Below are 25,124 nucleotides of genomic sequence, written 5' to 3'. Positions count from 1 at the left end.
TCTTCCTCCCCTAGGGCACAAGCGGCCTCAGCCCTTTGCCGCTTCGTCCGCTTCAGGCGCATGGATGGTCAGGATCGCCGTCCGGCACGGATGGTGCAAAAGCCCGGTCAGCTGACGGTCGAGATGCAGGATCGAGATGGAGGCGCCGACCATGTCGAGCGAAGTGCAGTAGTGCCCCACCCAGTTCGCCTCGATTTGGATGTTCTTGGCGGCGAGCCGCTGCTCTACCCGGCGGTAGAGGATGTAGAGCTCCATCAACGGCGTGGCGCCGAAGGAGTTGACGAGAACCGCCACCTTGTCGCCGGGCTCGGCCTTCATCTCCTTGAAGATGTTGTCCATGATCGCATCGACAATCTCGTCGGCGGTGCGCACGCGCTCGCGCGATACGCCGGGCTCGCCATGGATGCCCATGCCGAGTTCCATGTCATCGGGGCCGATTTCGAAGTTGTGCCGCCGTGTCTGCGGCATGGAGCAGGATTCGAGCGCGACCCCGACCGTATAGGTACGGTCGTTCGCCTTGCGGGTGACGGCCTCGCATTCGCCAAGCGTCATGCCGAGATCGCAGGCAGCACCCGCCACCTTGAAGACGAAGAAATTTCCGGCAACGCCGCGTCGTCCCTCCTTGTCCTCGACGGGCGAGGAGGCGATGTCATCGGTGGTCAGAACCGTGCGGATCGGGATGCCCCGTTCCTCGGCAAGCTCTGCGGCCATCTCGAAATTCATTACGTCGCCGGCATAGTTGCCGTAGACGAACAGTACGCCCGCACCACCGGAGGCCGCCACGGCGCATTTCACGATCGGGTCGGGCGGGGGGGAGGAGAAAATGTTGCCGAGCGCCACCGCATCGGCAAGCCCCTTGCCGACATACCCGACGAAGCAGGGTTCATGTCCCGTGCCGCCGCCGATGACGAGGCCGACCTTGCCGGGGCGCGGGCCGTTGCGGGCGACGAGGGCGCGGTGGGAGGTGCCGATCGGCTGGAGGTAAGGCCTGTGCGCGGCGATCAGGCCGTCCAGCATCTCTTCGACTACATCATTGGGATTGTTGAGGAATTTCTTGACATGGCTGCGATAGCTGTTGGCGACCGGCGTGCTTTTCTGGCGTTGCGAAAGCTTGCCGTCGAGACTGGTGACGCCATCGGCGCGGAGAATGCCGGCGCCTGTTGCCGCATCCGTTACAAGCACATTGACATAGCCGCCGCGCAGGGCGGCGAGGAGGGCCGGTACCTTGTCGAAGCCGCCGGCCACGGCGACGCGCGTGCCGATGCCGCGCAGCATTTCGAGCGAGATGCCGATGGTGCGGTCGTCGAGTGGACCGGCGACGGGACGGCCACGTTCGTCGATGAAGCGGCCGGCGAGCACGCCGGCGGCGCCCTTGGCGAGATAGTGCTGCAGGGGTACGGATTCGAAGAAGCCGCTGGTGTGGATCGTCGAATTGGGGCGCAGCGACGAGATGCCGAAGACGATGCGGTTGGCACGCGCGAGCGTATCGAACTGCTCGCGGATCAGCGGCTCGGCCAGCAGCATGTCGTGCATCTGCGCGGAGGCGACGACGGCGGGTGCGGTGATGTTGACGCAGCGCGCGGAGATGGCACGCGCAACGGCGGCGGTGGTCAGTTCCGGCGTGTAGGCGAAGCTCGCGGTGGTGCCACCGGTCGCCTGTACGACGGTGACGTCCTGCAGGGAGCCCATTTCGAGATGTTCGCCGACCGAAAGGATCGTGCGGCCCCAGGCGACGGCGAGCGTGTCGCCGGACTTGATCATCTTGGAAAGCGCCTGCGCGCCGGCAGCGCCCAGCCGGCCGATCAGTGGACGTGAATCGTCGCCGTTTGGCACGACGAGGCAGTCGGCGAGGCCGAAATGGCGCTTCAGTTCCTGCGCGATGGTGAGAGAGGCGAGGCGGGCGGGCTCGATGGAGATGTTGACGATGCCCTTTTCGCGGGCATCGGCGAGGTAGCTGTTGACGGTGGCGCGCGAGACGCCCATCGCCGAGGCGATCTCGCCCTGCGTCATGCCGTCTTCGTAATAGAGCCAGCAGGCCCAGACATAGGGGTCATCGCCATAGCGTAGCGGGATCGTGTCGATGCCCTCAGGCCCGGTGCCCCGGCCGGGGCCGCCCTTGCGCGGTGCGGAAGTCTTCAATACCATCGGTTTCGCCGGTCCCCCATCAGGCGGCGAAGATGAAAGCAACGCCGCCGGTTTGCAACATGCCACGGCAAAAAAGCGGTGCGCGACCCGTCACGAAGGACAGGCCGCGCATCCTGGGAGGAACTTTTCGTCTGTCTCAGGCGAGGCGTTCGCGCGCGCCGCCGGACAGTTCCTTGAGAATGATGGCGCAGGAGGTGGCGCCCGCATCCAGCACACCGAGCGAACGTTCGCCGAGGCGGCTCGCACGGCCGATCTTGGCAACGAGGTTGATTGTCGAGTCGCGGCCGGCTTCCGCGGCGGCGACAAGCGCTTCAAGTGCTTCGCCGAACGACTTATTAGCCGCCGTCGTCGTGTCGAAGGCCTCGACGGCGGGCGCGAGAGCGTCGATCAGCGTCTTGTCCCCGACCTTCGCCGAACCGATCGACTGGATGCCCGCCAGGCCGGCATGCAGCATCCTGCTGTAGGTGGCCGCGTCGATCTTTTCGATACCCTGGAGGGTCTCGGCGAATTCCGTGAACATGACGCCGTAGAGCGGGCCCATCGAACCGCCGATTTCCGTCATCAGTACGGTGCCGAGCGTGTCGAGGGATTCAGAAAGCGAAGCGTCCTTGCCCTTCAGGCGCTCGGCGGCCATGGCGAAACCCTTGGCCATGTTCACGCCGTGGTCGCCGTCGCCGATCTTGCCGTCGATCTCGCTGAGATAGGCGCGGTTCTCGACGATCCGTTCGGCCATCGACAGCACGATGGCACCTGAGGAGGCATTGTCGAAGGTCTGCATGTGTCTTCCTCCGTTACAGGATCATCGTGCAACGCGTCTCGACCTCGAGCAGCGTCTTCAGTTCGTCGTCGAGCGCCATGACGGTCAGCGTCGCGCCGACCATTTCCAGCGAGGTGAAATAGTTGCCGATCCAGGTCTTGCGGATTTTCAGGCCACGGGCCGAAATCTCGCTCTCGATCGTGTCGTTGAGGATGTAGAGTTCGTTGAGCGGCGTCGCGCCCAGGCCGGAGACGAGGACCGCGACCTCGGTGCCCTCGGGCAGGTTGTGATCGTCGAGCACGATCTTCACCATGTCCTTGGCGACCTCTTCGGCCGTCTTCAGCTTTTCGACGCGCACGCCCGGTTCGCCGTGATGGCCGATTCCGACCTCCATCGTGCCGGGCTCGATCTGGAAGTTCGGATGCCCGACGGCCGGCAGCGTGCAGGGGCCGAGGCCGACGCCGATCGAGCGGCAATTGTCGATGGCCTTCTGCGCGGTGGCGCGAACCTCTTCGAGGCTGGCGCCGGTCGCGGCCTTTGCGCCGCCCATCTTCCACATGAATATCTCGCCAGCGACGCCGCGGCGCTTTTCGCGCTCCTGCGGTGGGGCGGAGCAGACGTCGTCATTGGCGACGACGGTCGCGATCTCGATGCCGTCCTTGGCGGCGAGCTTCGTCGCCATCTTCACGTTCATGTTGTCGCCGGCATAGTTGCCGTAGAGCACGACGACGCCCTTGCCGCCATTGGCCTCGCGGATGGCATCGTAGAAGCTCTTGGCGGTGGGCGAGGAGAACAGTTCGCCGACGGCGACCGCATCCAGCATGTTCTTGCCGGTATAGCCAATGAAGGCCGGCTCATGGCCGGAGCCGCCGCCCGTCACCACACCGACCTTGCCGGCGAATGGCGCATCCCTGGCGACGACGACGCGCGGGTTCTCCGCAAGGCGCACGATGTCCGAATGGGCCTTGACGAAGCCCTTGACGGTGTCTTCGACCACCAGATCCGGATCGTTGATGAAACGCTGCATGATAAGTCCTCTCACAGAATGGTGTAGCCGCCGTCGATCAGGAGATCGGCGCCGTTGATCATGTCGGCGCCCGGCGAGGCCAGGAACACGGCGGCGGCAGCGATCTCTTCCGGGAAGGCGAAACGGCCGTTGGGGATGCGCTTTTTGGCGGCTTCGCCTTTCTCACCGGCCCAGGCCTGCTTGCCCAGTTCGGTCAGAACGATGGTGGGGGAGATCGTGTTGACGGTGATGCCGTGTTTGCCCCATTCGGCGGCAAAGGTCTTGGACATGCCGATGACACCGAATTTCGAGGCGCAATAGGCGACGTGATCCTCGATGGCGACCGTACCGGCCTGCGAGGCGAGGTTGACGATCTTGCCACCCTTGCCGGCCGCGATCATGCGGCGGCCGACGGCCTGGGTGATCAGGAAACTACCCTTGAGGTTGATGTCGATCGTCCTGTCCCACTGGGCAAGCGTCAGGTCTTCGGCTGGCGCAAGGGCCACGATGCCGGCGCTGTTGACCGCGATATCGATGCCGCCGAAGGCTTCGACCACATCGGCTACGGCTTTTTCGACGGAGGCCGGATTGGAGACGTCGCAGACGAAGGGCTTTGCCGAACCGCCGAGCTCCTCGGCCTTCGCCTTCGCGACCTCGACATTGATGTCGAGCACGGCGACCTTGGCGCCCTTGGCGGCAAAGGCGGCGGCGACGGCCGCGCCGATGCCGGAGGCGCCGCCGGTGACGAGCGCGACCTTGCCGTCGAGCGGGAAGTTGAGATCGATCTTGGGAGGTGTGTCGGTCATCGGTTCAGCCTTCGAAGGGTTGGGAGAGCGGGGCGGCATCGACCGCCCCGCGAATGGTCGTTACTTGCGCATGCCCAGGAGCTTGTCGACGTTGTCGGCCGTGACCGGCGTCCACGGAACATTGTACTCCTTGTCCTTGCCGTCGTTGAACGGCATGTCCGGATACTGCGCCCAGATGTCGGACTGCGGCTTGTAGTCACCCTTCCTGGCGTGGAAGATCGCGAGATCGAGCGCACCCTGCGCCTGGGCGCGGGCATCCTGCAGGATCGAGGTGATCGTGCCTTCCTTGACGGCCGTCAGCGCGTCCGTGATGCCGTCGATGCCGGCGATCGCGAAATCCTCGGTCTTCAGGCCGGCGGACTTGATCGCTTCGACGGCGCCGAGCGCCATTTCGTCGTTCTGGCCGATGACGCCGTTGATCTGGCCGGGATGCGAGGTCAGCCAGTTTTCCATCAGCGTCTGGGCTTCGGCGCGCGACCAGTTGGCGGTCTGCTGTTCGAGAACCTTGACATCAGGGCACTCGGCAAGCGCCTTCTGGTTGCCTTCAAGGCGCGAGATCTGTGCGGACTGGCCGATCGGGCCTTCGATGATCACGACATTGCCCTTGCAGCCGATCTTGTCGAGCACGGCTTTGGCTTCCATGTAGCCGGAGATCGTGTCGTCGGAGCCGACATAGGAGGCGAGCAGGTCGGAATTGACGCGGGTGTTGGAACCGACGACCGGAATGCCGGCGTCGCTGGCGGCCTGCACGGCGGTCGCGCCGGCTTCGATGTCGATCGGCACGAAGATGATCGCATTGAACTTCTGGGTGATCATCGTGTTGAACTGTTCTTGCTGGACCAGCGCGTCGTAGCGTCCGTCGAAGACGGTCAGCTCGACTTCGCCGCTCTTGACGGCCGGGTGTTCCTCGAGCGCTGCGGACCAGATCTGCATGAATTCCGCGTTGAGGCCGTAGGGTGCCGCGCCGATCTTCAGCTTCTCCTGGGCCATGGCGGACGAGGCGAGCAGCACCGTCGCAGAGGCAAGCGCGATCATCAGTTTCTTCATGTCATTCTCCTCCTTTGAGAATTTCGGCCGCCCTCCGGCGTGCCGTTCGTCCACGGGCGTGGGAAGACGCCCGGTTTCTGCGGGCTAGAGGCCCTGATTTCGCTTCTGGTCGAGCATGACGGCACCGACGATGAGGGCACCCTTGAGGACCTGCTGGTAGTAGGACTGGATGCCCATGAGATCGAGGCCGTTGTTCATGACGCCGATGATGAGCGCGCCGATCAGCGTTCCCGTCACCCGGCCGACGCCGCCCGAAAGGCTGGTGCCGCCGATGACGACCGCCGCGATGGCGTCCAGTTCGTAGGCGATGCCGGCCTGCGGCAGGGCCGAACCCGTGCGGGCCGACAGGATCATGCCGGCAAGGCCCGATAGAGCGCCCGAGATGACATAGACCATGAAGCGGATGCGGGTGACGTTGAGGCCCGAGGTCTTGGCCGCATGCGGGTTGCCGCCAACGGCATAGATGTAGCGGCCGAAGCGCGTGCGGGTGAGCACCCACCAGGAGACGCCGAAGACCAGCGCGAGCAGGATGACCGGCATCGGAATGCCGAGAATGTTGCCCGTGCCGATCCAGCGGAACTCGGGGCTGAGGCCCGGCACCGGCTTGCCGCCGCCATAGATCAGCGTGGCGCCGCGGGCGGCCGACAGCATGCCGAGCGTCGCAACGAAGGCCGGCACCGAGAAGCGCGAGACGATGAAGCCGACCAGCGCGCCGCAAGCGACGCCGACGAGGATGCCGACGGCGAGCGCCACGACCATCGGATAGGGCGCGCCGGCAATGCCGGCGGTCGCCGAACTCGTGACGAAGCTCGCGCTCACCATGCCGGCCAGCGCCACGACCGAGCCGACCGACAGGTCGATGCCGCGCGTCAGAATGACGAAGGTCATGCCGATGGCGAGAACGCCGTTGATGGACGTCTGCAGCAGGACGTTGGAAATATTGCCCGGCGTCAGGAAGAACTCGTTCGACAGCGCGAGGACGCCGACGAGCAGCAGAAAGGCGAAGAAGATGCCGTATTCCTGCAGGATCAGCCTGCGGCGGTCGGAATTCAGCCAGCTGCTGGCGGTGTTGTTTTCTGCACTGGACACGGTGTCACCTCTTGCCATGCTTGGGTCGATGCGTCGCTCGGGGTCTCGTTTCCGTCAGGTCGACAGATGCACGAGGGACTGGGCATCCGTCTGCCGCCGGTCATGGATACCGGCGGACCGTCCCTGCCGCATCACGAGGATGCGGTCGGACATTCCCAGGATTTCGTCGATTTCGGAGGAGATCATCACGACCGTACCGCCGGCGGCGGCGAAGTCGCAGATGATGCGGTAGATCTCGCGCTTGGCGCCAACATCGACGCCGCGGGTCGGCTCGTCGAGCAGCAGCACGCGCGGTTGGCGCTGGAACCACTTGCCGAGCACGACCTTCTGCTGATTGCCGCCCGAAAGGCCGGAGACCGGCATCGTGTCGCGCGCGGCCTTGATGGCGAAGCGGGCGATCATATCGGCGCTGGCGGCCTGCTCCTCGCTCTTGCGCATCACGAAGGCCGGGCTCATTTCCGGCAGGCTGGCGAGGCAGATATTGTTGCGCACGCTGTCCGTCAGGTTGAGGCCCGTGACCTTGCGATCCTCGGTGACGAAGGCGATACCTTCGGCCATGGCGTCGGACGGCTGGCGGATCGTGACGGCCTGGCCGTCGAGGCGGATGTCGCCTGCCGAGGGCCGGTCCATGCCGAAGAGGCAGTTGAAGATTTCCGTGCGGCCCGAGCCCATCAGGCCATAGATGCCGAAGATCTCGCCCTTGCGGGCCGTGAACGAGATGTCGTCGATCTTGCCGGGTGCAGACAGGCCCGAGACTTCGAGGCCGGCGATCTCGGTCGGCGTGTTGGTCTTGATGTATTCTTCGCCGAGATCGCGGCCGACGATCATGCGGATGAGGCCCGGCCGGTCGATATCGGCGAGCTTGCCTGCCCCCACGAAGCCGCCGTCGCGGAACACCGTGTAGCTGTCGGCGATCTGAAAGATCTCCGAGAGGCGGTGCGAGACATAGACGATGCCCTTGCCCTCGGCCTTCAGGCGCTGGATGGCCGAAAAGAGGTGCTGCGCCTCCTTCTCGCCGATCGCGGACGTCGGCTCGTCCATGAAGATGACGTCAGCCTCGTGGCTCAGCGCCTTGGCGATCTCGACCAGCTGCATCTGCGCGACCGAGAGGTTCATCATGTATTGCGTGGCGGAAATGCTGAATTCGAGGCGGTCGAGCAGCGACTGCGCATTGCGGTTCATCGTCTTGAAATCGATGCCGCCGAAGCGGGCCGATGGCTCGCGGCCGAGATAGATGTTTTCCGCCACCGTCATGTGCGGAACCGGGCTCAGCTCCTGCTCGATGATGGCGATGCCGGAGCGCAGTGCCTCTGCGGGGTTGGCGAATTCGACCGGATTGCCACGATGCAGGATCGTGCCGCCATCGCGCTTGTGGATACCCATGAGGATGGACAGGAAGGTCGATTTGCCTGCGCCGTTGCCGCCGCACAGCGCGTGCACCGAGCCGGCTTCCAGCTCGAAGCGGCCGTCGCGAAGCGCGGCAACGCCGCCAAAGGACTTTTTCAGTCCTTCCACTTTCAGAAGTGGCTGCATGCATTCCTCCCGGCATTTCGGGCGATGCTCTCCCATCGCATTTTTACAAAATACGTTTATGTGTCGACAAATGTCAACATTGGAAAATGACAAACGATGATGATCGCTTGTCTTTTGTAAGGTGGGCGAATGTCATCGGTCACCATGCCTTTGGCGGCATTGGATTTTTCGCTCCGAAACTCGGCCAGTCGGTTCGTGAAAATGTGTGGAGGAAACGACCCTGGTGGCGTTCGACCGCAGGAACGCAAGCGAAAACGGCGCGACCGCGCCGCGCCGTTTCCATTGGGGACTCTGGTGTGATGGCCGCCGTCAGCCCTTGGCGGAGATGGCGCTCAGTTCCTCGAGATCGAGATCGCGCTCCAGTTCGTGCAGGGTCTCGTCGTCGATATCGCCGGCGCGGTGGAGGCGGATGAGCTCGTGGCGGCCGGCGGCGACGATTTCAAGGACGAGGTCGAAATGCGCGTGCAGCAGCGGCGTGTAGTGCTCGGTGCGCTCGGCATAATCGACGATGGCCACGGCCCGGCGCTGGTATTTCTCGAGAAGTTGCGGATGGATGAGCGCGCCGTCGCCGTCATAGGCCCGCTTCTGCACCGTCGCGAACTGCGCCTGCGCCATGGTCATTTCCGCCTGGCTCATCGAAAGGCGTGGTTTTTCGGAAATGGATTCGCTGAGGCCGGCCCATTCGATGATCTTTCCGAGGGTCGTGCCTTGGATGAGAACGGTGCCGAGAATGACGGCGAAGGACGTGACGAGGATGAAGTCGCGGCCCGGAAAGCTCTCGGGCACGCTGAGCGCCAGCGCCAGCGTCACCACGCCGCGAATGCCGGCCCAGCTCAGCACCGTCGCGCCACGGGCACCCACCGGCGTGTAGCGCTTGAGGCCAAGCGTGTTGCCCACGACAATTGCGAGGTCCGACATGAATATCCAGGCAAAGCGCGCCAGCGTCAGCGCGACGAGGATGACGAGGATCGGCAGGCCCCAGGTGGCGGCGACGACGTCGAAGCCGCCGACGCGTTCCACGACGCCCCGCAGCGAAAGGCCGATCAGGATGAAGACAGCCGCCTCCATCAGGAAGACGACGACCGTCCAGAAGGACGTGCCGCGCATGCGCGTCGCGGCCGAAAGCACGGTGTGCTGGTGCCAGCTGGCAATGAGGCCCGTCGTGACGGTGGCGATGACGCCGGAGACATGCAGGTACTCGCCGAGCAGGTAGGAGGTCCAGGACAACAGGGCGGTGGCGGCGATCATCAGGTACTCGTCGCCCAGACGGCGCACCACCAGTACCCAGGCCGTGCCGATGGCCGTGCCGACCAGCGCACCGCCGACGGCCAGGACGAAGAAGCTGCCCACCGCCTCGGATGCGCTGAAGGCGCCGGTGACGCCGGCAGCGATCGCGAAGCGGAAGAGCACCAGGCCGCTCGCATCATTGAGCAGGCTTTCTCCCTCAAGCAGGATCTGCAGGCGCCGGGGCAGTTTTACGCGCTGCAGGATCGCGCGGGCGGAGACGGCATCCGGTGGCGAGACGATGGCGCCGAGCGCCGCGCAGGCCGCCCAGGGCAGTGAGGGAAACAGGAAATGGGTGACGACGGCGACGACAACGGCGGTGAAGAACACGGCGCCGACAGCGAGCGAGAAGATGCCGATCAGGTGCCGGCGCAGGCGTCCGACGGCGATGGTCCATGCGCCATCCAGCAGCAGCGGCGGCAGGAAGATGACGAGCACGAGTTCCGGGTCGACCTCGATGGTCGGCAGGCCCGGCACGAAGGCCAGCATGGCCCCACCGGCCAGCAGCGCGACGGACGGCGGCAGGCCGAGCCGGTGCGCGGCATAGTGGAGCGCGATGATCGCCACGAACATGCCGATCACGAGCTCGAACAGATGGGTCGGATCCATGCTCTCTCCGCAGCGGTCCATGCCGCAAAGCTTTATTACAAGAACGTTTTGCGCAAACGCAATTGCATCGGGCCGTCAACTGACCGGAAAGCACGGAAATCGCTTCTTCAATGCAGGCCGAGATAGGCCTTTCGGACATCTTCGTTGTCGAGCAGCGCGGCGCTTTCGCCGGACAGATGGATGCGGCCGTTGACTATGACATAGGCGCGTTGCGAGAGTTTCAGCGCATGGTTGGCGTTCTGCTCGACGAGGAAAATGGTTTTTCCCATCGCGGCGATCTCGCCCAAGACCTCGAAGACACGCTTGACGACAAGCGGCGCGAGACCGAGCGAAGGCTCGTCGAAGAGCATGAGTTCGGGGCGGGCCATCATGGCACGGGCGATCGCCAGCATCTGCTGCTCGCCGCCGGACATGGTGCCCGCGGTCTGGTTGCGGCGCTCGCGAAGACGCGGGAAGAGCTCGAACATCGTCGCGCGGTCCTCCTCGAAATGCGCCATGCCGATGGGCGTCGTACCCATCATCATGTTCTCCTCGACGCTCATGTCCGGATAGATCTGCCGGCCCTCCGGCACCAGCGCGATGCCGCGACGGGAAATCCGGTTGGTTGGAAGGCGCGAGATATCCTCGCCCCTGTGCAGGATTTTGCCTGCCGTGGCGCGTGGCGCACCGAAGATCGCGGAGAGGAGCGACGTCTTGCCGGCGCCGTTGGCGCCGATCAGGCTGACGATCTCGCCCTTGGAAATGTGGACGTTTACATCCTTCAGCGCCTCGACGGGTCCGTAATGGGCGTGCACGCCGGAAAATTCGAGCAATCTCGTCATGCGTTGACCTCTTCTTCGCTGACCCCGAGATAGGCGGCGACGACAGCCGGGTCGTTTGCCACATGCTCGGGCGTTCCGTCGGAAATCACCTCGCCATGGTCGAGCACGACGACGTGCTGCGATATGCGCATGACGAGGCCCATGTCGTGCTCGATGACGAGGACCGTCTGGCCGTGTTCGTGACACAGCCGCTGGATGACTTCGGATAGCTCGCGCGTCTCGGACGGGTTGAGGCCGGCGGCCGGTTCGTCGAGGCATATAAGTTTCGGGTCCGTGCACATGGCGCGTGCGATTTCGAGGCGTCGCTGGCGGCCGTAGGGCAACTCGCCGGCGAGCCGGTTGGCGTCCTCTGCCAGGTTCATCTGCCGCAGCCAATGATACGCCCTGTCGACGGCCTCGCGCTCCGCCCGGCGGAAGGCCGGCGTCCGCAGGACGCCGCTGACGATGTTGTTGGCGGTGACGCGATGCTGGGCGACCAGCAGGTTTTCCACGACCGACATTTCCTTGAACAGGCGAATGTTCTGGAAGGTGCGGGCGATGCCGGCGCGGGTGACGAGATGCGAGCCACCTGTGATGGGCCTCGTCATCAGCGCGCCGATGTCCTGCGGTCCGTCGCGGCCGTTAAGCAGGATCTGGCCTTCGCTGGCGCGGTAGAAACCGGTGATGCAGTTGAACATGGTCGTCTTGCCGGCTCCGTTCGGGCCGATCAGCGCGGTCACCGCGCCGCGCTCGACGGAGAAGCTGACGGCGCGGTTTGCGACGATGCCACCGAAGCGCATGGTAACGTTGCGCACGTCGAGGAGGGGTGTCGTCATCGGGTTGCCTCCGCTTTGGCCGCAAATGGAAGGCTGCCGGTTTTCTCGGCCGTGGTGCTCGGGAAGAAGGCCGGGCGCTTGATGCGCACGAGGCCGCGCGGTTTCCAGATCATCATGACCACCATCAGCACGCCGAAGATCAGCACACGATATTCGGCGAAGTCGCGCAGCAGTTCCGGCAGGATGGTGAGCACAAGGGCTGCGGCGATGACGCCGACGGTCGAGCCGAGGCCGCCGAGCACGACGATGGCGAGGATGAGCGCAGATTCGAAGAAGGTGAAGGAGGTGGGATTCACGAAACCCTGGTGCACGGCGAAGAACACGCCGGCAAGTCCGCCCGTCGATGCGCCGAGCATGAAGGCCGTGAGTTTCGTGAAGACGTGGTTCACGCCGAGCGAGCGGCAGGCGATCTCGTCCTCGCGCAGTGCTTCCCACATGCGGCCGAGCGGCATGACGCGCAGGCGCTCCACGGCGTAGATGACGAGGCAGACGACGAGGAAAAGCACGAGGTAGATGAACCAGAATTTGTAGTCGGCGCTGTAGGCGATGCCAAAATAGTCGTGCAGAGGCACGCCGCCCTGCTTGGCCGTGCGGGTGAATTCGAGCCCGAACAGGGTGGGCGCGGGAACCGGAGCACCGTTCGGGCCGCCGGTGAATTCCAGCCAGTTGTTGAGGACGAGACGGATGATTTCGCCGAAGCCGAGCGTGACGATGGCGAGGTAGTCGCCGTGCATCTTCAGGACCGGGAAGGCGAGGATCATGCCGAAGAGGCCCGCCAAGAACGGCGCGATGACAAGTGCGCTCCAGAAACCAAGTCCGAGATACTGATAACCGAGCGCCAGCAGATAGGCGCCCACGGCATAGAAGGCGACGAAGCCGAGATCGAGCAGGCCGGCAAGGCCGACGACGATGTTGAGGCCGAGGCCGAGCAGGCAATAGATGAGCGCGAGGATAGCGATGCCGAGAAAATACTTGTCGGCGAAGAAGGGCAGCGCGATGCCGGCGAGGAAGAGGAGGGCGAGAAGGGCGGTGGACGATTTTTCCTCACCCGTCATGACCGTCACGCCGCCGCCACTCGGTGCGGCCCCGCCGGCGAGTTTCCGCCCGAAGGCCGTCATGCCGATCAGCGAAAGTGCGACGCGGCCGAGGGTTACGAAGGCGGCGAGCACTACGGCGCGCGTCAGTTCGTTGCGGAATGAAAAGCCCTCCAGCACGAGGCCGGAAATCGGACCAAAGAGGATCAGCGAAACGGTGAAGGTGAGGAGAGCCTGCTTGAGCAGCGCCGGGAGGCGGTTCGTTTCCATGGTCGTTCTCCTCACACTTTCTGGATTTCCGGCCGGCCGAGCAGACCATAGGGGCGGAAGAACAGGAGGGTGATGAGCAGCGCGAAGGCGAAGACGTCCTTGTAGTCCGTACTGACATAGCCGGCGAACAGCGCTTCGGTCAGACCCAGCAGAATCCCGCCGAGCACGGCGCCGGGCAGCGAGCCGATGCCGCCGAGCACCGCCGCCGTGAAGGCCTTGATGCCCATGACGAAGCCGATGAAGAAGTTGAACGAGCCGTAATTGAAGGTGACGAGCACACCGCCGACGGCTGCCGTCGCGGCGCCGATGACGAAGACGGTCGAGATGATGCGGTCCGTGTTGACGCCGAGCACGGCGGACATGCGGATGTTCTGCTGCGTCGCCCGGCATTCGCGGCCGATGCGCGTGTAGTTGATCACATAGGTGAGGATGCCCATGGCGATCAGCGAGGCGAAGAGGATGACCGTCTGCATATAGGTGATCTGTGCGAAATGCACGCCGTCGCCGAAGCGGAAGGCGCCGCTGATCAGCGTCGGCACGCCCTGATCGCGTGCACCCTGGGCGATCTGCACATAGCTCTGCAGCATCAGCGAAATGCCGATGGCAGAGATGAGGGGAGCAAGCTTGGTGGAGCCGCGCAGCGGCCGGTAGGCGACGCGCTCGATGGCCCAGCCATAGACGGCAGTGATGGCGCAGGTGATCACCAGCACGGAAATCAGCGCGAACGGTACGGACTGGATGCCGAAGAAGGTGAGAACGGCCAAGGTGATGGCGGCGATATAGGCCGAGACCATGTAGACGTCGCCATGGGCGAAGTTGATCATGCGTATGACACCATAGACCATGGTGTAGCCGACGGCGATGAGGCCATAGATCGTGCCGAGCGTGATGCCGTTGAACAGTTGCTGGACCAGGATATAGACGTCCATGGCGCTCCCCTCTCTTATATTTTGCGGGCATGGTGAAGCCAGTCGGACGCAAAGGTCCGGCTGGTTCGAGCAGACCTGCCTCAGTTCACGAGGGCGGGGGTTCCCTTGTCATCGAAGTTGTAGAAGACGAACTTGAAGTCCTTGATGTCGCCTTTCTCGTCCCAGGTGATTTTGCCGATGGCCGAATCGACCGTGTTGCCGCGCAGCCATGCGGCTTGGGCATCGAGGTCTTCGCCGGCCTTCAGCGCCGCGACGACGGCCTGCGCATTGGCGTAGCCGTAGAGCACGTAGTTGGCCGGGGTGACGCCCGCCTTCGTCAGCGCGTCCTGAACATCCTTGGTCGACGGGTCGGCCAGCGGATCGGGCGTTGCCGAATAATAGACGTCCTTCAGGTTGGCGGCGCCGCCGGCCGCGGCGACGACTTCTGCCTGCGCGAAGGCGTCACCCGTGACGAAGACGACATCGACGCCCTGTTCCTTCAGCTGGCGTACCAGCGGGCCGCCTTCGGGGATGAGGCCGCCGAAGTAGACCGCGTTGGCGCCGGTGCTCTTGATCTTGGTGACGAGCGCGTTGAAGTCGCGTTCGCCGCGCGTCAGGCCTTCGTAGAGGACGGGCTGGATGCCGCGCGCCTCGATCGTCTTCTTCACGGCGTCCACCAGGCCCTGGCCATAGGTGTCCTTGTCGTGGATGAGGGCGATCTTGTCCCGCTTCAGCGTGTCGAGGATGAAGCCGGCGGCAACGACGGCCTGCTGGTCGTCGCGGCCGCAGCCGCGGAAGAGGTTGTCGAAGCCACGGTCGGTGACGGCAGGATTGGTCGAGGACGGCGTCATTTCGAGAATGCCGGCGTCGTTGTAGATTTCAGAAGCCGGGATGGTGCTCGAGGAGCAGAAGTGGCCGATCACGGCCTGCACCTTGTCCTGGTCGACGAAGCGGTTGGCGACGGCCACGGCTTGCTTCGGCTCGCAGGCGTCGTCGCCCTTTACCAGTTCGATCTGCTTGCCGTTGATGCCGCCCGCGGCGTTCACGCCGTTCACATAGGCCGACACACCGTTGAAGACCTGCTCGCCGAAAGTGGCGTTTGCGCCCGTGTAGGGGCCGGCGACGCCGATCTTGACCGTATCGGCGGAGAAGGCCGGCGCCAGCAGCAGCGCGGACGCGATGGCAGTGGCGGTGAGGAATTTCGAAACATAGGACATGAAAGGCTTCCCTCTGGTTAAGCCGTTGATCTTCCTGAAGGTGACGCGCGTTTTCCGGCGTTCGATCTTCTTCTTGCGGCCCGTCTTCTGCTTGTTTGCGGATGGGAAGACGGCCGGCATCCCGTCCTGTTCGCGACGCTTGTCCCGTCGTAAACAGGCCTCGATTTCAGTTGACACATGTATGATAAGTGATATATCCAAAATCCGTCAAGCGGAAATCTTGCATCGATGCGCCAGCCGTGGAAACTGGTGCGTCAGAGCTTCGCCCGGCGTTTGCGTCGGACTAGGATTGAGCGCCGAGGGTGCGTCTATTTGGGGAACGAAATGCCAAGCAACGTGTCGCGCAACTGCCGGGTGGGGGTCGATATCGGCGGCACCTTTACGGATATCGCCCTTGATCTCGATGGTGTTATCCATTCGACCAAGGTGCTGACCGACTACACCGCGCCGGAGCGGGCGATCCTCAAGGGTGTCGCCGCCGTCGCAGTGACGGCTGGCGTCGCCCTTTCCGAGATCGACCTTCTGATCCACGGCACGACGCTCGCCACCAACGCCTTGATCGAGCGGCGCGGCGCCAGGACGGCTTTCGTTACGACCGAAGGTTTTCGCGATGTGCTGGAAATGCGCACGGAAAACCGTTTCGAGCAGTATGATCTCAACATCGTCCTGCCGCCGGCATTGATTGCCCGCGCCGACCGTTTCGTGGTGCGCGAGCGTATGAATGCGGCCGGTCAGGTGCTGCTGGCGCTCGATGACGCCTCGGTTTCCGCCGTCGTCGACGCGATTGCAGCCGGCGGCTACGAGAGCGTCGCCATCGGCTTCATCCATGCCTATGCCAATGGGGCGCATGAAGGCGCGGTGCGCGAGGCGATCCTGAAGCGCCTGCCGCATGTCTCCGTCTCGATTTCCTCGGAAGTGTCGCCGCAGATGCGCGAATTCGAGCGGTTCAACACGGTCTGCGCCAATGCCTATGTGAAGCCGGCGATCAAATCCTATCTCGACCGTCTCGTCGTTTCGCTGAAGGAGATCGGTGTCGGCTGCCCGGTCTTCATGATCCATTCCGGCGGCGGCATCGTCTCGGTCGAGAGCGCTTCGGAGTTCCCGGTTCGGCTGGTCGAGTCCGGGCCTGCCGGCGGTGCGATCTTCGCGGCCGACATCGCCCGCCGCCATGGTTTGGATACGGTGCTGTCCTTCGACATGGGCGGCACGACGGCAAAGATCTGCCTGATCGAGAACCAGGTGCCGAAGACGGCAAAGACCTTCGAAGTCGCGCGCACCTATCGCTTCCGCAAGGGGTCCGGCATGCCGATTTCCATCCCGGTGGTGGAAATGGTGGAGATCGGCGCGGGCGGCGGCTCGATTGCCTCCGTCGATGGCATGCGCCAGATCCGCGTCGGCCCGCATTCCGCGGCCTCCGAGCCGGGGCCGGCCTGCTACCAGCGCGGCGGCAAGAATCCGACGGTGACCGACGCCGACCTTATCCTCGGCAAACTCGATCCCGACAATTTTGCCGGTGGCGCAATCCCGCTTTCCGTGGCGGCCAGCCGCCAGGCCATGGTCGACGATATCGGTTCCGTCATCGGTCTTGATCCAGACGCGGCCGCCTACGGCACCTGCGAGATGGTGGACGAGAACATGGCCAATGCCGGCCGCGTCCACACGGTCGAGAACGGTAAGAACATCGCCGATTTCACCATGATCACCTTCGGCGGCGCCGGCCCGCTGCATGCCGCCCGCCTCTGCGAGAAGATGGGCATTTCCACCTTCCTCGTGCCGTCAGGCGCCGGCGTCGGCTCCGCTATCGGTTTTCTGCGCGCGCCGTTCGGCTACGAATCCGTGCGCAGCGCTGTCTTCAACCTCTCGCATTTCGATTTTGCCGCGGCGAACAGGCTGGTCGCGGCCATGCAGGCCGAAGCGCTCGGCTTCGTCGAAGGCGGGCTCGACAGCGGTGCGCCCGTCGTCGAGCGCACGCTCTTCATGCGCTATGCCGGGCAGGGCTGGGATATCCCGGTGCCGCTCGAAACGGAAAAATTCGATGCCGTCAGCGCCGAAAAGATCGCGGCCCTGTTCGAGAGCGAATATGCGCGCTTCTTCGGTCGCGCCATCGAGGGCCTCGATATCGAGATCGTCAGCTGGTCGGTGAGGGCAAGCTCGCCGCTGCCGCCGGTCGCCCGCGTCGCCACCGTCGATGAAGGCGCCGTCGTTGTGCCGGCCAGGACCCGGCGTCTCTTCGAAGCCGCGCAAGGCACCTTCCTCGATGCTGGCATCCATGAACGCGACAACCTGAAGCCCGGCGATGTCGTGAAGGGCCCCGCCATCGTCGTGGAGCGCGAGACCTCCACCATGCTCACCGCGTCCTTCAAGGCCATCGTCCAGAACGATGGCTGCCTGCTCGTTACCCGGCTGTAAGGGATAGAATCATGAACCAGTCGATGATCGATATCCATATGCAAGTCATGTGGAACCGCCTGATCTCCGTCGTGGAAGAGCAAGCGCAGACGCTGATCCGCACCGCCTTCTCCACCTCCGTGCGCGAGGCGGGTGACCTCTCGGCCGGCGTCTTCGACCTCGAAGGCCGCATGCTGGCGCAGGCCGTGACCGGCACGCCCGGCCATGTCAACGCCATGGCCGAATCCGTCGCGCACATCATTCGCGACATCGGCCCGGAAAACATCTTCGAAGGAGATGTCTACATCACCAACGACCCGTGGAAGGGCACCGGCCACCTGCACGACATTACCGTCGTCACGCCATCCTTCCATCACGGCAAGTTGGTCGGATACTTCGCCTCCACCGCTCATGTCGTGGATGTCGGCGGGCGCGGCTTCGGGCCGGATGCACGTGAAGTGTACGAAGAAGGCCTTTTCATCCCGATCATGAAGTTCTTCGAGCGTGGTGAACTGAACCGCACGCTCATCCACATCGTGCGCAACAATGTGCGCGAGAACGACAAGGTGGTCGGCGACTTCCATGCGCTTGCCGCCTGCAACGAGACCGGCCATCGCCGCCTCATCGACATGCTGACGGAGTTCAACCTCGAAGATCTCTCGATGATCGGCGGCTTCATCCTCAAGCACAGCCGCGAGGCGACGCTGGAGCGCTTGAGGAACCTGCCGCACGGCAGCTGGTCCTACAGCCTCGATCTCGATGGCTACGACGAGCCGGTGCATCTCGCCGCAAAACTCACCATCGGCCCCGACGGCGTGCTGGTCGATTTCGACGGCACGTCGGGCATGAGCAAGTTCGGCATCAATGTGCCGCTGGTCTATGCCAAGGCCTATGCCTGCTACGGTATCAAATGCGTCGTGGCGCCCGACATCCCCAACAATGCCGCCTCGCTCGCGCCGTTCGACATCTCGGCCCCGGAGGGCTGCATCCTCAATGCCAAGCGGCCGGCGCCGGTCGCCGTGCGCCACGTGCTCGGCCATTTCGTGCCGGATCTCGTGCTCGGCGCGCTGCATCAGGCGCTGCCCGGCCAGGTGCCGGCGGAAGGTGCGAGCGCGCTCTGGAACCTGCACATGAGCGTACGCCCCATCTCCGACCAGATCGGCGGCAAGGGCGCGGAAATCCTGATGTTCAACTCCGGCGGTTCCGGCGCGCGCGCTTCGCTGGATGGCCTCAATGCCACTGCTTTTCCGAGCGGCGTTCACACGATGCCGATCGAGGCGACGGAGAATGTCGGCCCGGTTATCGTCTGGCGCAAGGAACTGCGCGAAGGTTCCGGCGGGGCCGGCGCCCAGCGGGGCGGTCTTGGCCAGATGATCGAGATCGAGGCGGCAGAGGGTTTTTCGTTCCGCTTCTCCGCGATGTTCGACCGGCTCGACCATCCGGCCCGCGGCCGCGACGGCGGCCTCGATGGTGCACCCGGCGGGGTGGCGCTCGATGACGGAACGGCGCTGAAGGGCAAGGGGCTGCAATTCGTGCCGGAGGGGCGGCGTCTCGTGCTCTCCCTGCCCGGCGGCGGCGGCTATGGCGAGCCGAAGGAGCGGCCCGCGGATGCCGTCGTCCACGACGTGAAGCACGGATATATCACCGAGGAACAGGCCGTGCTTTATGGCAGGTCGGGAGGAAAGCCATGAACATGATCGTGTTTGAAAGCGCGCGGGCATCCACCATCAAGTCGTCCCCCTCCATGGCCGTGTCCATGGCCGCCAAGGCCATGCGGGCCAAGGGCGAGCACGTCATTGACCTGTCGCTCGGTGAGCCGGATTTCGACACGCCCGCCCATATCGTCGAGGCGGCCGTCGATGCGATGAAGCGCGGCATCACCCGCTACACGGCACCGGACGGCCTTCCCGAACTGCGCGAGGCGATCGTCCGGAAGTTCAAGCGCGAGAACGGCCTCGACTACGCCGCGGATGAAATCTCGATCGGCAACGGCGCCAAGCAGATCCTGTTCAACGCCTTTCTCGGCACGCTGGAGCCGGGCGACGAAGTGGTGGTGCCGGCACCCTACTGGGTGTCCTACACCGATATCGTGATCTTGCACGGCGGCATGCCTGTTATCGTGCCTTGCGGTGTCGAGGATGCCTTCAAGATCACGCCGGAGCGGCTGGAGGCGGCGATCACGCCGAAGACCCGCTGGTTCCTGTTCAATTCGCCGTCCAATCCGACCGGCGCGATCTACACTGCCGGCGAACTGAAAGCGCTGGGCGAGGTTCTCGCCCGCCATCCGCGCGTCGCCATCATGTCGGACGAGATCTACGAGCATATCGTCTGCGCCGACGTGCCTTTCACGTCCTTTGCCAATGCCTGCCCGGATCTGCGCGACAGAACGCTGCTGATCAATGGCGTGTCCAAGGCCTATGCGATGACCGGCTGGCGGCTCGGCTATGCGGCCGGGCCCAAGAACCTCACCAGGGTGCTGAACAAGATGCAGTCGCAGAGCACGACCTGCCCGTCGTCGATCACGCAGGTCGCGGCCGCAGCGGCGCTCGATGGGCCTCAGGACTTCGTGACGACATCGGTCAAGGAATACAAGGCGCGCGGCGAGCGCGTCGCCAAGGGTTTTGCCGCCATTCCGGGTCTGGAGGTGCGCGCGCCGGAAGGGGCTTTCTATCTCTTCCCGAAATGCGCGCCCTATATCGGCAAGGCCGCGCCGGACGGCACCCTCATCGCCAACGACACGGCGCTCGCCTCCTATCTTCTGACGGAGGGCAAGGTCGCGACCGTGCCGGGTGCCGCCTTCGGGGTCGAGCCCTATATCCGCCTGTCCTTCGCCACCTCCCGCGACAATCTCACGCTCGCCATCGACCGCATCGCCGATGCGCTCGCCCGGCTTCGCTAAGAGGAACCGACCATGTCCCATTTCCAGAACGTTCTTCTGACGGGTGCTGCCGGCGGCGTCGGGACGGCACTGCGCCAGTCCGGCACGCGGCTCGGCAAGGCCGTGCGGCTCTCCGACCGTGAGCCCTGCGAAAACATCGCCTCGCATGAAGAGGATTTCCCGCTCGAGCTTGCCGATTTCGCTGCCGTTTCGCAGGCCGTGAAGGGCTGCGACGCCATCGTGCATCTCGGCGGCCAGCCGCTCGAGGCCGAATGGAAGACGATCCTCGATAGCAACATTTCCGGCGGCTACAATATCTACGAAGCCGCGCGCCAGCACGGCGTCAAGCGCATCGTCTATGCCAGCTCCGTGCATGCCATCGGCTATTATGAACGCACCGAGACGATCGACGGCACCGTGCCGACCCGGCCCGACAGCCTCTACGGTGTGTCGAAGACCTTCGTCGAAAATCTCGGCCGCTACTACTTCGACAAATTCGGCATCGAGACGGTGTCCATCCGCATCGGCTCCTGCTTTCCGGAGCCGACGGATCGCCGCCATCTCATCACCTGGCTCTCCTACCGCGATTGCCGCCAGCTGGTCGAAAAGTGCCTGTCGGCCGAGCGCGTCGGCTTCATGATCGCCTACGGCATGTCGAACAACAGCCGCGCCTTCTGGGACAACCGTACGGCCGCCTCGCTCGGCTACAGGCCGGAAGACAGCGCGGACGATTACGCCGAGAAGGTTTTTGCCAGGACCAGCCAGGGGGATCCGAACGATTCGGCCGTGCGCTTCCAGGGCGGCAGCTTCACCGCCGTCGGCCATTTCGAGGACACGTGATGCCGGCTTCGAAAACATCCTATGACGTCGTCATTGTCGGCGGTGCCGTCGTTGGCAGCGCAACCGCCTACTTCCTGGCGACCAATCCCGATTTCACCGGCTCCGTGCTGGTCATCGAGAAGGACTGGACCTATCAGCGCTCGGCGACCGCGCTCTCCTCCAGTTCCATCCGGCACCAGTTTTCCAATGCGATCAATGTGCAGGTCTCGCAGTTCGGCACGGAATTCATCCGCAATTTCAAGGAAAACGTCGCGGTCGACGAGGACACGCCGGAGATCGGTTTTCACGAAAACGGCTATCTCTTCCTCGCTGGCGATGAGCGTGGTGCCGACGTGCTTCGACGCAACCATGAAACGCAGGTCTCCTGCGGGGCCGAAGTCTCGCTGTTGGATCCTGACGGGTTGGGCAAGCGGTTTGCGTGGCTGAACACGGAGGGGCTGACGCTCGGCAGCAAGGGCGAACGCGGCGAGGGCTGGTTCGACAGCGTCGGCCTGTTGCAGGGTTTTCGCAAGAAGGCCCGTTCGCTCGGCGTCGAGTATATCGAGGACGAGGTCGTCGCGATCAACCGTGAGGGCGATCGTATCGTTTCGGTGACCACCAAAGGCGGGCAGACGATCGCCTGCGGCGCGCTGGTCAACACGTCGGGCACCAACGGCAAGAACATGGCGCGTTTGGCCGGCCTCGACATTCCCGTCGAGCCGCGCCGCCGCTCGCTCTTCGTCGTCGATTGCCGCGAACCGCTCGGCCCCGGCGTCGGTCTTACCATCGATCCGACGGGCGTGTTCTTTCGGCCGGAAGGAAAGTTCTACCTGATGGGCACCTATCCCAAGCACGATCCGGAAGTCGATCCGAACGATTTCGCCGTCATGCACGACGAGTTCGAGGAAGAGATCTGGCCGACGATGGCGCAGCGCGTGCCGGCTTTCGAGGCTATCAAGGTCGTCAACAGCTGGGCCGGTCACTACGACTATTGCACGCTCGACCACAACGTCATTCTCGGCCCACATACCGAGGTGAAGAATTTCCTCTTCGCCAACGGCTTTTCAGGTCATGGCCTGCAGCAATCGCCCGCCATGGGACGGGGGCTTTCCGAGCTGCTCACGTATGGTGGTTTTAGGACACTCGATCTCTCGCCCTTCGGCTACGAGCGCGTCGCCGCCAACAGACCCTTCCTTGAGGACGCCGTGATCTAGCGGCTGAGGAGACAGACATGACAACCGAATACGAGACCCGCAGCGGCGGCCAGGTTCTGGTCGACGCACTGAGGATCCATGGCGTCGACCGGGTGTTTGGCGTTCCGGGTGAGAGCTATCTCGCCGCCCTCGATGCCTTCCACGATGCGGAAGACGCGATCGAATTCGTCATCTGCCGACAGGAGGGCGGGGCGGCCTATATGGCGGAAGCCTATGGCAAGCTCACCGGCAAGCCGGGTATCTGCTTCGTCACCCGTGGGCCCGGCGCCACCAATGCCTCCGTCGGCGTGCACACGGCCTTCCAGGATTCCACCCCGATGATCCTCTTCATCGGTCAGGTCGCGCGCGATCAGGTGGAGCGCGAGGCGTTCCAGGAAATCGACTACCGCCGCATGTTCGGCCAGATGGCCAAATGGGTGGTGGAGATCGAGGATGCCGCGCGCATTCCCGAACTGATCAGCCAGGCTTTTCACCGTGCCGTCAACGGCCGGCCGGGGCCGGTCGTGGTGGCGTTGCCGGAAGACATGCTGACCGACAGGGTCGCGCTCGCCGATACGCCCGTCTACAAGCGCGTCGAAACCTATGCCGGGGGGCCGCAACTCGAAGACCTGGCGGCACTTCTGGCGAAAGCCGAGCGTCCGATGGTCGTCGCCGGTGGTGGTGGCTGGACCAGGCAGGCCGTCGCGGATCTGCGCGCCTTCTCGGAAGCCTTTGCGCTGCCTGTTGCCGCCTCCTTCCGCTGCCAGGACCTTTTCGACAACACCCACGAAAACTATGCCGGCGATCTCGGCCTTGCCGCCGGACCGAAGTTGATCCAGCACGTCAAGGATTGCGACCTGCTGATCTCCATCGGCGCGCGGCTCGGCGAGATGACGACCGGTGCCTACACGCTGATCGACATTCCCGTGCCGAAGCAGACGCTTGTTCACATCCATCCGGGGGCGGAGGAGCTCGGCCGTGTCTATCACGCGACGCTGCCGATCAATGCCAGCGTTGCGGGCTTCCTGTCGCAGGCGGCGACGCTGAAGCCGGCCATCGCGCCCGCCTGGGCGGATTGGACGACGACCGCCCATGCCGATTATCTGGCGAATATCCGGCATCCGCAGGTCCCCGGGCCCGTGCAGATGGGCGACGTGATGGAGTGGCTGCGCGGCCATCTGCCGGCCGATGCGATCCTGACGACAGGCGCAGGCAACTACTCCGCCTGGGCGCACCGCTTCTATCAGTACCGCACGTTCCGTACCCAGCTCGGGCCGACGAACGGTTCGATGGGCTATGGCGTGCCGGCTGCCATCGCGGCAAAAATCACCGCGCCGGAGCGCATGGTGGTGGCCTTTGCGGGCGATGGCTGCTTCCTGATGAACGGGCAGGAACTGGCAACCGCGATGCAATATGACGCCCGCGTCGTGTTCCTCGTCATCAATAATGGCATGTATGGCACGATCCGTATGCACCAGGAGCGCAGCTATCCGGGCCGGGTTTCCGGCACCAGGCTGACCAATCCGGATTTTGCGGCGCTTGCGCGGTCCTACGGCCTGCACGGCGAGACGGTGGTGGAGACGGACGAGTTTGCCGATGCCTTCCGTCGTTCGGAAGCCTCCGGCAAGCCGGCGCTCATCGAAATCCGCATCGATCCCGAGGCGCTGACGCCGAAGATGAGCCTGACTCAGATCCGCGAACAGGCGCTTGCCGCCGGAAAATAGGGACTGAAGGGCGGCGGGGCGTTATTCTTCCGCTTCGCTGCCCGCCGGATCGTTCAACATGGCGCGATAGCGGGTGAGGCTTTCCTCGAGATGCGCGACGAGCGCCTGTTTGGCGGCCTTCGGGTCGCCCTGCGTGATCGCCGCCAGGATAGCTGCGTGCTCCTTGTTGATCTTCTTCAGATAGGCGTTGTAGGTGCGGCCGGACTGGCGATGCTTCAGCACGAGATCGAAATTGATCTCACCCATCACGGCTTCGAGGAAACTCGGAAAATGCGGGTTGCGCGTCGCCTTGGCGATGGCGAGATGGAATTCGAAATCCGCCCGCGCCTCGATCTCTGCGTCTTCAGTGTCGAGGTTTTCGATATAGTCGAAGGCGCGGGCGATTTCTGCGAGGGCTTCCGGCGTGCGGCGCTGGGCGGCAAGCGCCACGGACTGCATTTCCACGCCAAGGCGCAGTTCCAGGATCTGCATCGCTGAGCGGATGTCGTCGATCCGGCTGATCTCGAAATTCAGCGTGCGGACGTCCTTGTCCGTGACGTAAACACCCGCTCCCTGGCGGGAAATGACGCGGCCGGCCACCTTCAATGAGGTCAGCGCCTCACGGATGACGGTGCGCGAAACGCCGAACTCTTCGCAGAGTTGCGCACTTGACGGGATCTTTTCGCCGGGCGCATAAAGTCCGCTATCGATGCGCTCGGACAGCTTGGCGACGACGATTTCTGCGAGATTGCCACGCTGCGTGATGATCGACATGCCCGTCCCGCCTTTTTTCCGATAGTTT

The 25,124-nt window shown here is 64.0% G+C and carries 20 protein-coding genes; 6 read left to right on the top strand and 14 right to left on the bottom strand.

Annotated features, from left to right (window positions below):
* Window positions 1-27: 27 nt before the first annotated feature.
* The 13 genes from MUO32_RS00785 to MUO32_RS00725 form a co-directional block, all read right to left on the bottom strand.
* Window positions 28-2,145 carry a bifunctional sugar-binding transcriptional regulator/dihydroxyacetone kinase subunit DhaK gene (locus MUO32_RS00785; RefSeq protein WP_257946335.1) on the bottom strand — a complete coding sequence of 706 codons (2,118 nt, stop codon included), beginning with the start codon at window positions 2,143-2,145 and terminating at the stop codon, window positions 28-30.
* A 136-nt stretch (window positions 2,146-2,281) separates the two neighbouring features.
* A complete protein-coding gene (dhaL, locus tag MUO32_RS00780; RefSeq protein ID WP_257946334.1) occupies window positions 2,282-2,923 on the bottom strand; it encodes a dihydroxyacetone kinase subunit DhaL in 642 nt (213 codons plus the stop codon).
* Window positions 2,924-2,936: 13 nt separating this feature from the next.
* On the bottom strand, window positions 2,937-3,929 hold the full coding sequence (locus tag MUO32_RS00775; RefSeq protein ID WP_257946333.1) for a dihydroxyacetone kinase subunit DhaK: 993 nt from the start codon (window positions 3,927-3,929) through the stop codon (window positions 2,937-2,939).
* An 11-nt stretch (window positions 3,930-3,940) separates the two neighbouring features.
* Window positions 3,941-4,714, bottom strand: a complete 774-nt coding sequence (locus MUO32_RS00770; protein WP_257946332.1) for an SDR family oxidoreductase — start codon at window positions 4,712-4,714, stop codon at window positions 3,941-3,943.
* A gap of 60 nt (window positions 4,715-4,774) precedes the next feature.
* Window positions 4,775-5,761, bottom strand: coding sequence for a substrate-binding domain-containing protein (locus tag MUO32_RS00765; protein ID WP_257946331.1), 987 nt, complete (start codon window positions 5,759-5,761; stop codon window positions 4,775-4,777).
* An 84-nt stretch (window positions 5,762-5,845) separates the two neighbouring features.
* Window positions 5,846-6,850 (bottom strand): ABC transporter permease, encoded by a 1,005-nt coding sequence (locus MUO32_RS00760; protein ID WP_257946330.1) that lies wholly within the window; start codon window positions 6,848-6,850, stop codon window positions 5,846-5,848.
* 54 nt (window positions 6,851-6,904) lie between these two features.
* A complete protein-coding gene (locus MUO32_RS00755) occupies window positions 6,905-8,383 on the bottom strand; it encodes a sugar ABC transporter ATP-binding protein (RefSeq protein WP_257946329.1) in 1,479 nt (492 codons plus the stop codon).
* Between the two features lie 309 nt (window positions 8,384-8,692).
* Window positions 8,693-10,276 (bottom strand): Na+/H+ antiporter, encoded by a 1,584-nt coding sequence (locus MUO32_RS00750; protein ID WP_257946328.1) that lies wholly within the window; start codon window positions 10,274-10,276, stop codon window positions 8,693-8,695.
* 107 nt (window positions 10,277-10,383) lie between these two features.
* Window positions 10,384-11,097: an ABC transporter ATP-binding protein gene (locus tag MUO32_RS00745; RefSeq protein WP_257946327.1), complete on the bottom strand. Its 714-nt coding sequence runs from the start codon at window positions 11,095-11,097 to the stop codon at window positions 10,384-10,386.
* Window positions 11,094-11,912 (bottom strand): ABC transporter ATP-binding protein, encoded by an 819-nt coding sequence (locus MUO32_RS00740; protein WP_257946326.1) that lies wholly within the window; start codon window positions 11,910-11,912, stop codon window positions 11,094-11,096. The genes MUO32_RS00745 and MUO32_RS00740 overlap by 4 nt, the downstream gene beginning before the upstream one ends.
* Window positions 11,909-13,216, bottom strand: a complete 1,308-nt coding sequence (livM, locus tag MUO32_RS00735; RefSeq protein WP_257946325.1) for a high-affinity branched-chain amino acid ABC transporter permease LivM — start codon at window positions 13,214-13,216, stop codon at window positions 11,909-11,911. The genes MUO32_RS00740 and livM overlap by 4 nt, the downstream gene beginning before the upstream one ends.
* An 11-nt stretch (window positions 13,217-13,227) precedes the next feature.
* On the bottom strand, window positions 13,228-14,145 hold the full coding sequence (locus MUO32_RS00730) for a branched-chain amino acid ABC transporter permease LivH (RefSeq protein WP_257946324.1): 918 nt from the start codon (window positions 14,143-14,145) through the stop codon (window positions 13,228-13,230).
* Between the two features lie 80 nt (window positions 14,146-14,225).
* Window positions 14,226-15,341 carry an ABC transporter substrate-binding protein gene (locus tag MUO32_RS00725; protein WP_257946323.1) on the bottom strand — a complete coding sequence of 372 codons (1,116 nt, stop codon included), beginning with the start codon at window positions 15,339-15,341 and terminating at the stop codon, window positions 14,226-14,228.
* Window positions 15,342-15,665: 324 nt separating this feature from the next.
* On the opposite strand from MUO32_RS00725, the gene MUO32_RS00720 reads away from it, so the two are divergent.
* Genes MUO32_RS00720 through MUO32_RS00695 form a run of 6 tightly spaced genes read left to right on the top strand, consistent with a single transcriptional unit; the run spans window position 15,666 to window position 24,343 of the window.
* Window positions 15,666-17,750 (top strand): hydantoinase/oxoprolinase family protein, encoded by a 2,085-nt coding sequence (locus MUO32_RS00720; RefSeq protein ID WP_257946322.1) that lies wholly within the window; start codon window positions 15,666-15,668, stop codon window positions 17,748-17,750.
* Window positions 17,751-17,761: 11 nt separating this feature from the next.
* Window positions 17,762-19,420: a hydantoinase B/oxoprolinase family protein gene (locus MUO32_RS00715; RefSeq protein ID WP_257946321.1), complete on the top strand. Its 1,659-nt coding sequence runs from the start codon at window positions 17,762-17,764 to the stop codon at window positions 19,418-19,420.
* The gene (locus MUO32_RS00710) at window positions 19,417-20,628 is read left to right on the top strand and encodes a pyridoxal phosphate-dependent aminotransferase (RefSeq protein WP_257946320.1); all 1,212 of its coding nucleotides are present in this window, start codon (window positions 19,417-19,419) and stop codon (window positions 20,626-20,628) included. The genes MUO32_RS00715 and MUO32_RS00710 overlap by 4 nt, the downstream gene beginning before the upstream one ends.
* Window positions 20,629-20,640: 12 nt before the next feature.
* Complete coding sequence (locus MUO32_RS00705) at window positions 20,641-21,447, top strand: NAD(P)-dependent oxidoreductase (RefSeq protein ID WP_257946319.1); 807 nt, start codon at window positions 20,641-20,643, stop codon at window positions 21,445-21,447.
* Window positions 21,447-22,640: an FAD-binding oxidoreductase gene (locus MUO32_RS00700; RefSeq protein WP_257946318.1), complete on the top strand. Its 1,194-nt coding sequence runs from the start codon at window positions 21,447-21,449 to the stop codon at window positions 22,638-22,640. Before MUO32_RS00705 ends, MUO32_RS00700 begins: the two co-directional genes overlap by 1 nt.
* A gap of 17 nt (window positions 22,641-22,657) precedes the next feature.
* Entirely contained in the window at window positions 22,658-24,343 is a 1,686-nt protein-coding gene (locus tag MUO32_RS00695; RefSeq protein ID WP_257946317.1) for a thiamine pyrophosphate-binding protein, read from the top strand.
* A 21-nt stretch (window positions 24,344-24,364) separates the two neighbouring features.
* Here the strand turns inward: MUO32_RS00695 and MUO32_RS00690 are convergent, their stop codons facing one another.
* Window positions 24,365-25,096, bottom strand: coding sequence for a FadR/GntR family transcriptional regulator (locus tag MUO32_RS00690; protein ID WP_257946316.1), 732 nt, complete (start codon window positions 25,094-25,096; stop codon window positions 24,365-24,367).
* Window positions 25,097-25,124 lie beyond the last annotated feature (28 nt).

The organism is Shinella sp. CPCC 101442 (genome assembly GCF_024704725.1).
Classification (GTDB): domain Bacteria; phylum Pseudomonadota; class Alphaproteobacteria; order Rhizobiales; family Rhizobiaceae; genus Shinella.
The sequence above is the reverse complement of the archived record's forward strand: the minus strand, read 5'-3'. Positions and strand labels throughout refer to the sequence as shown.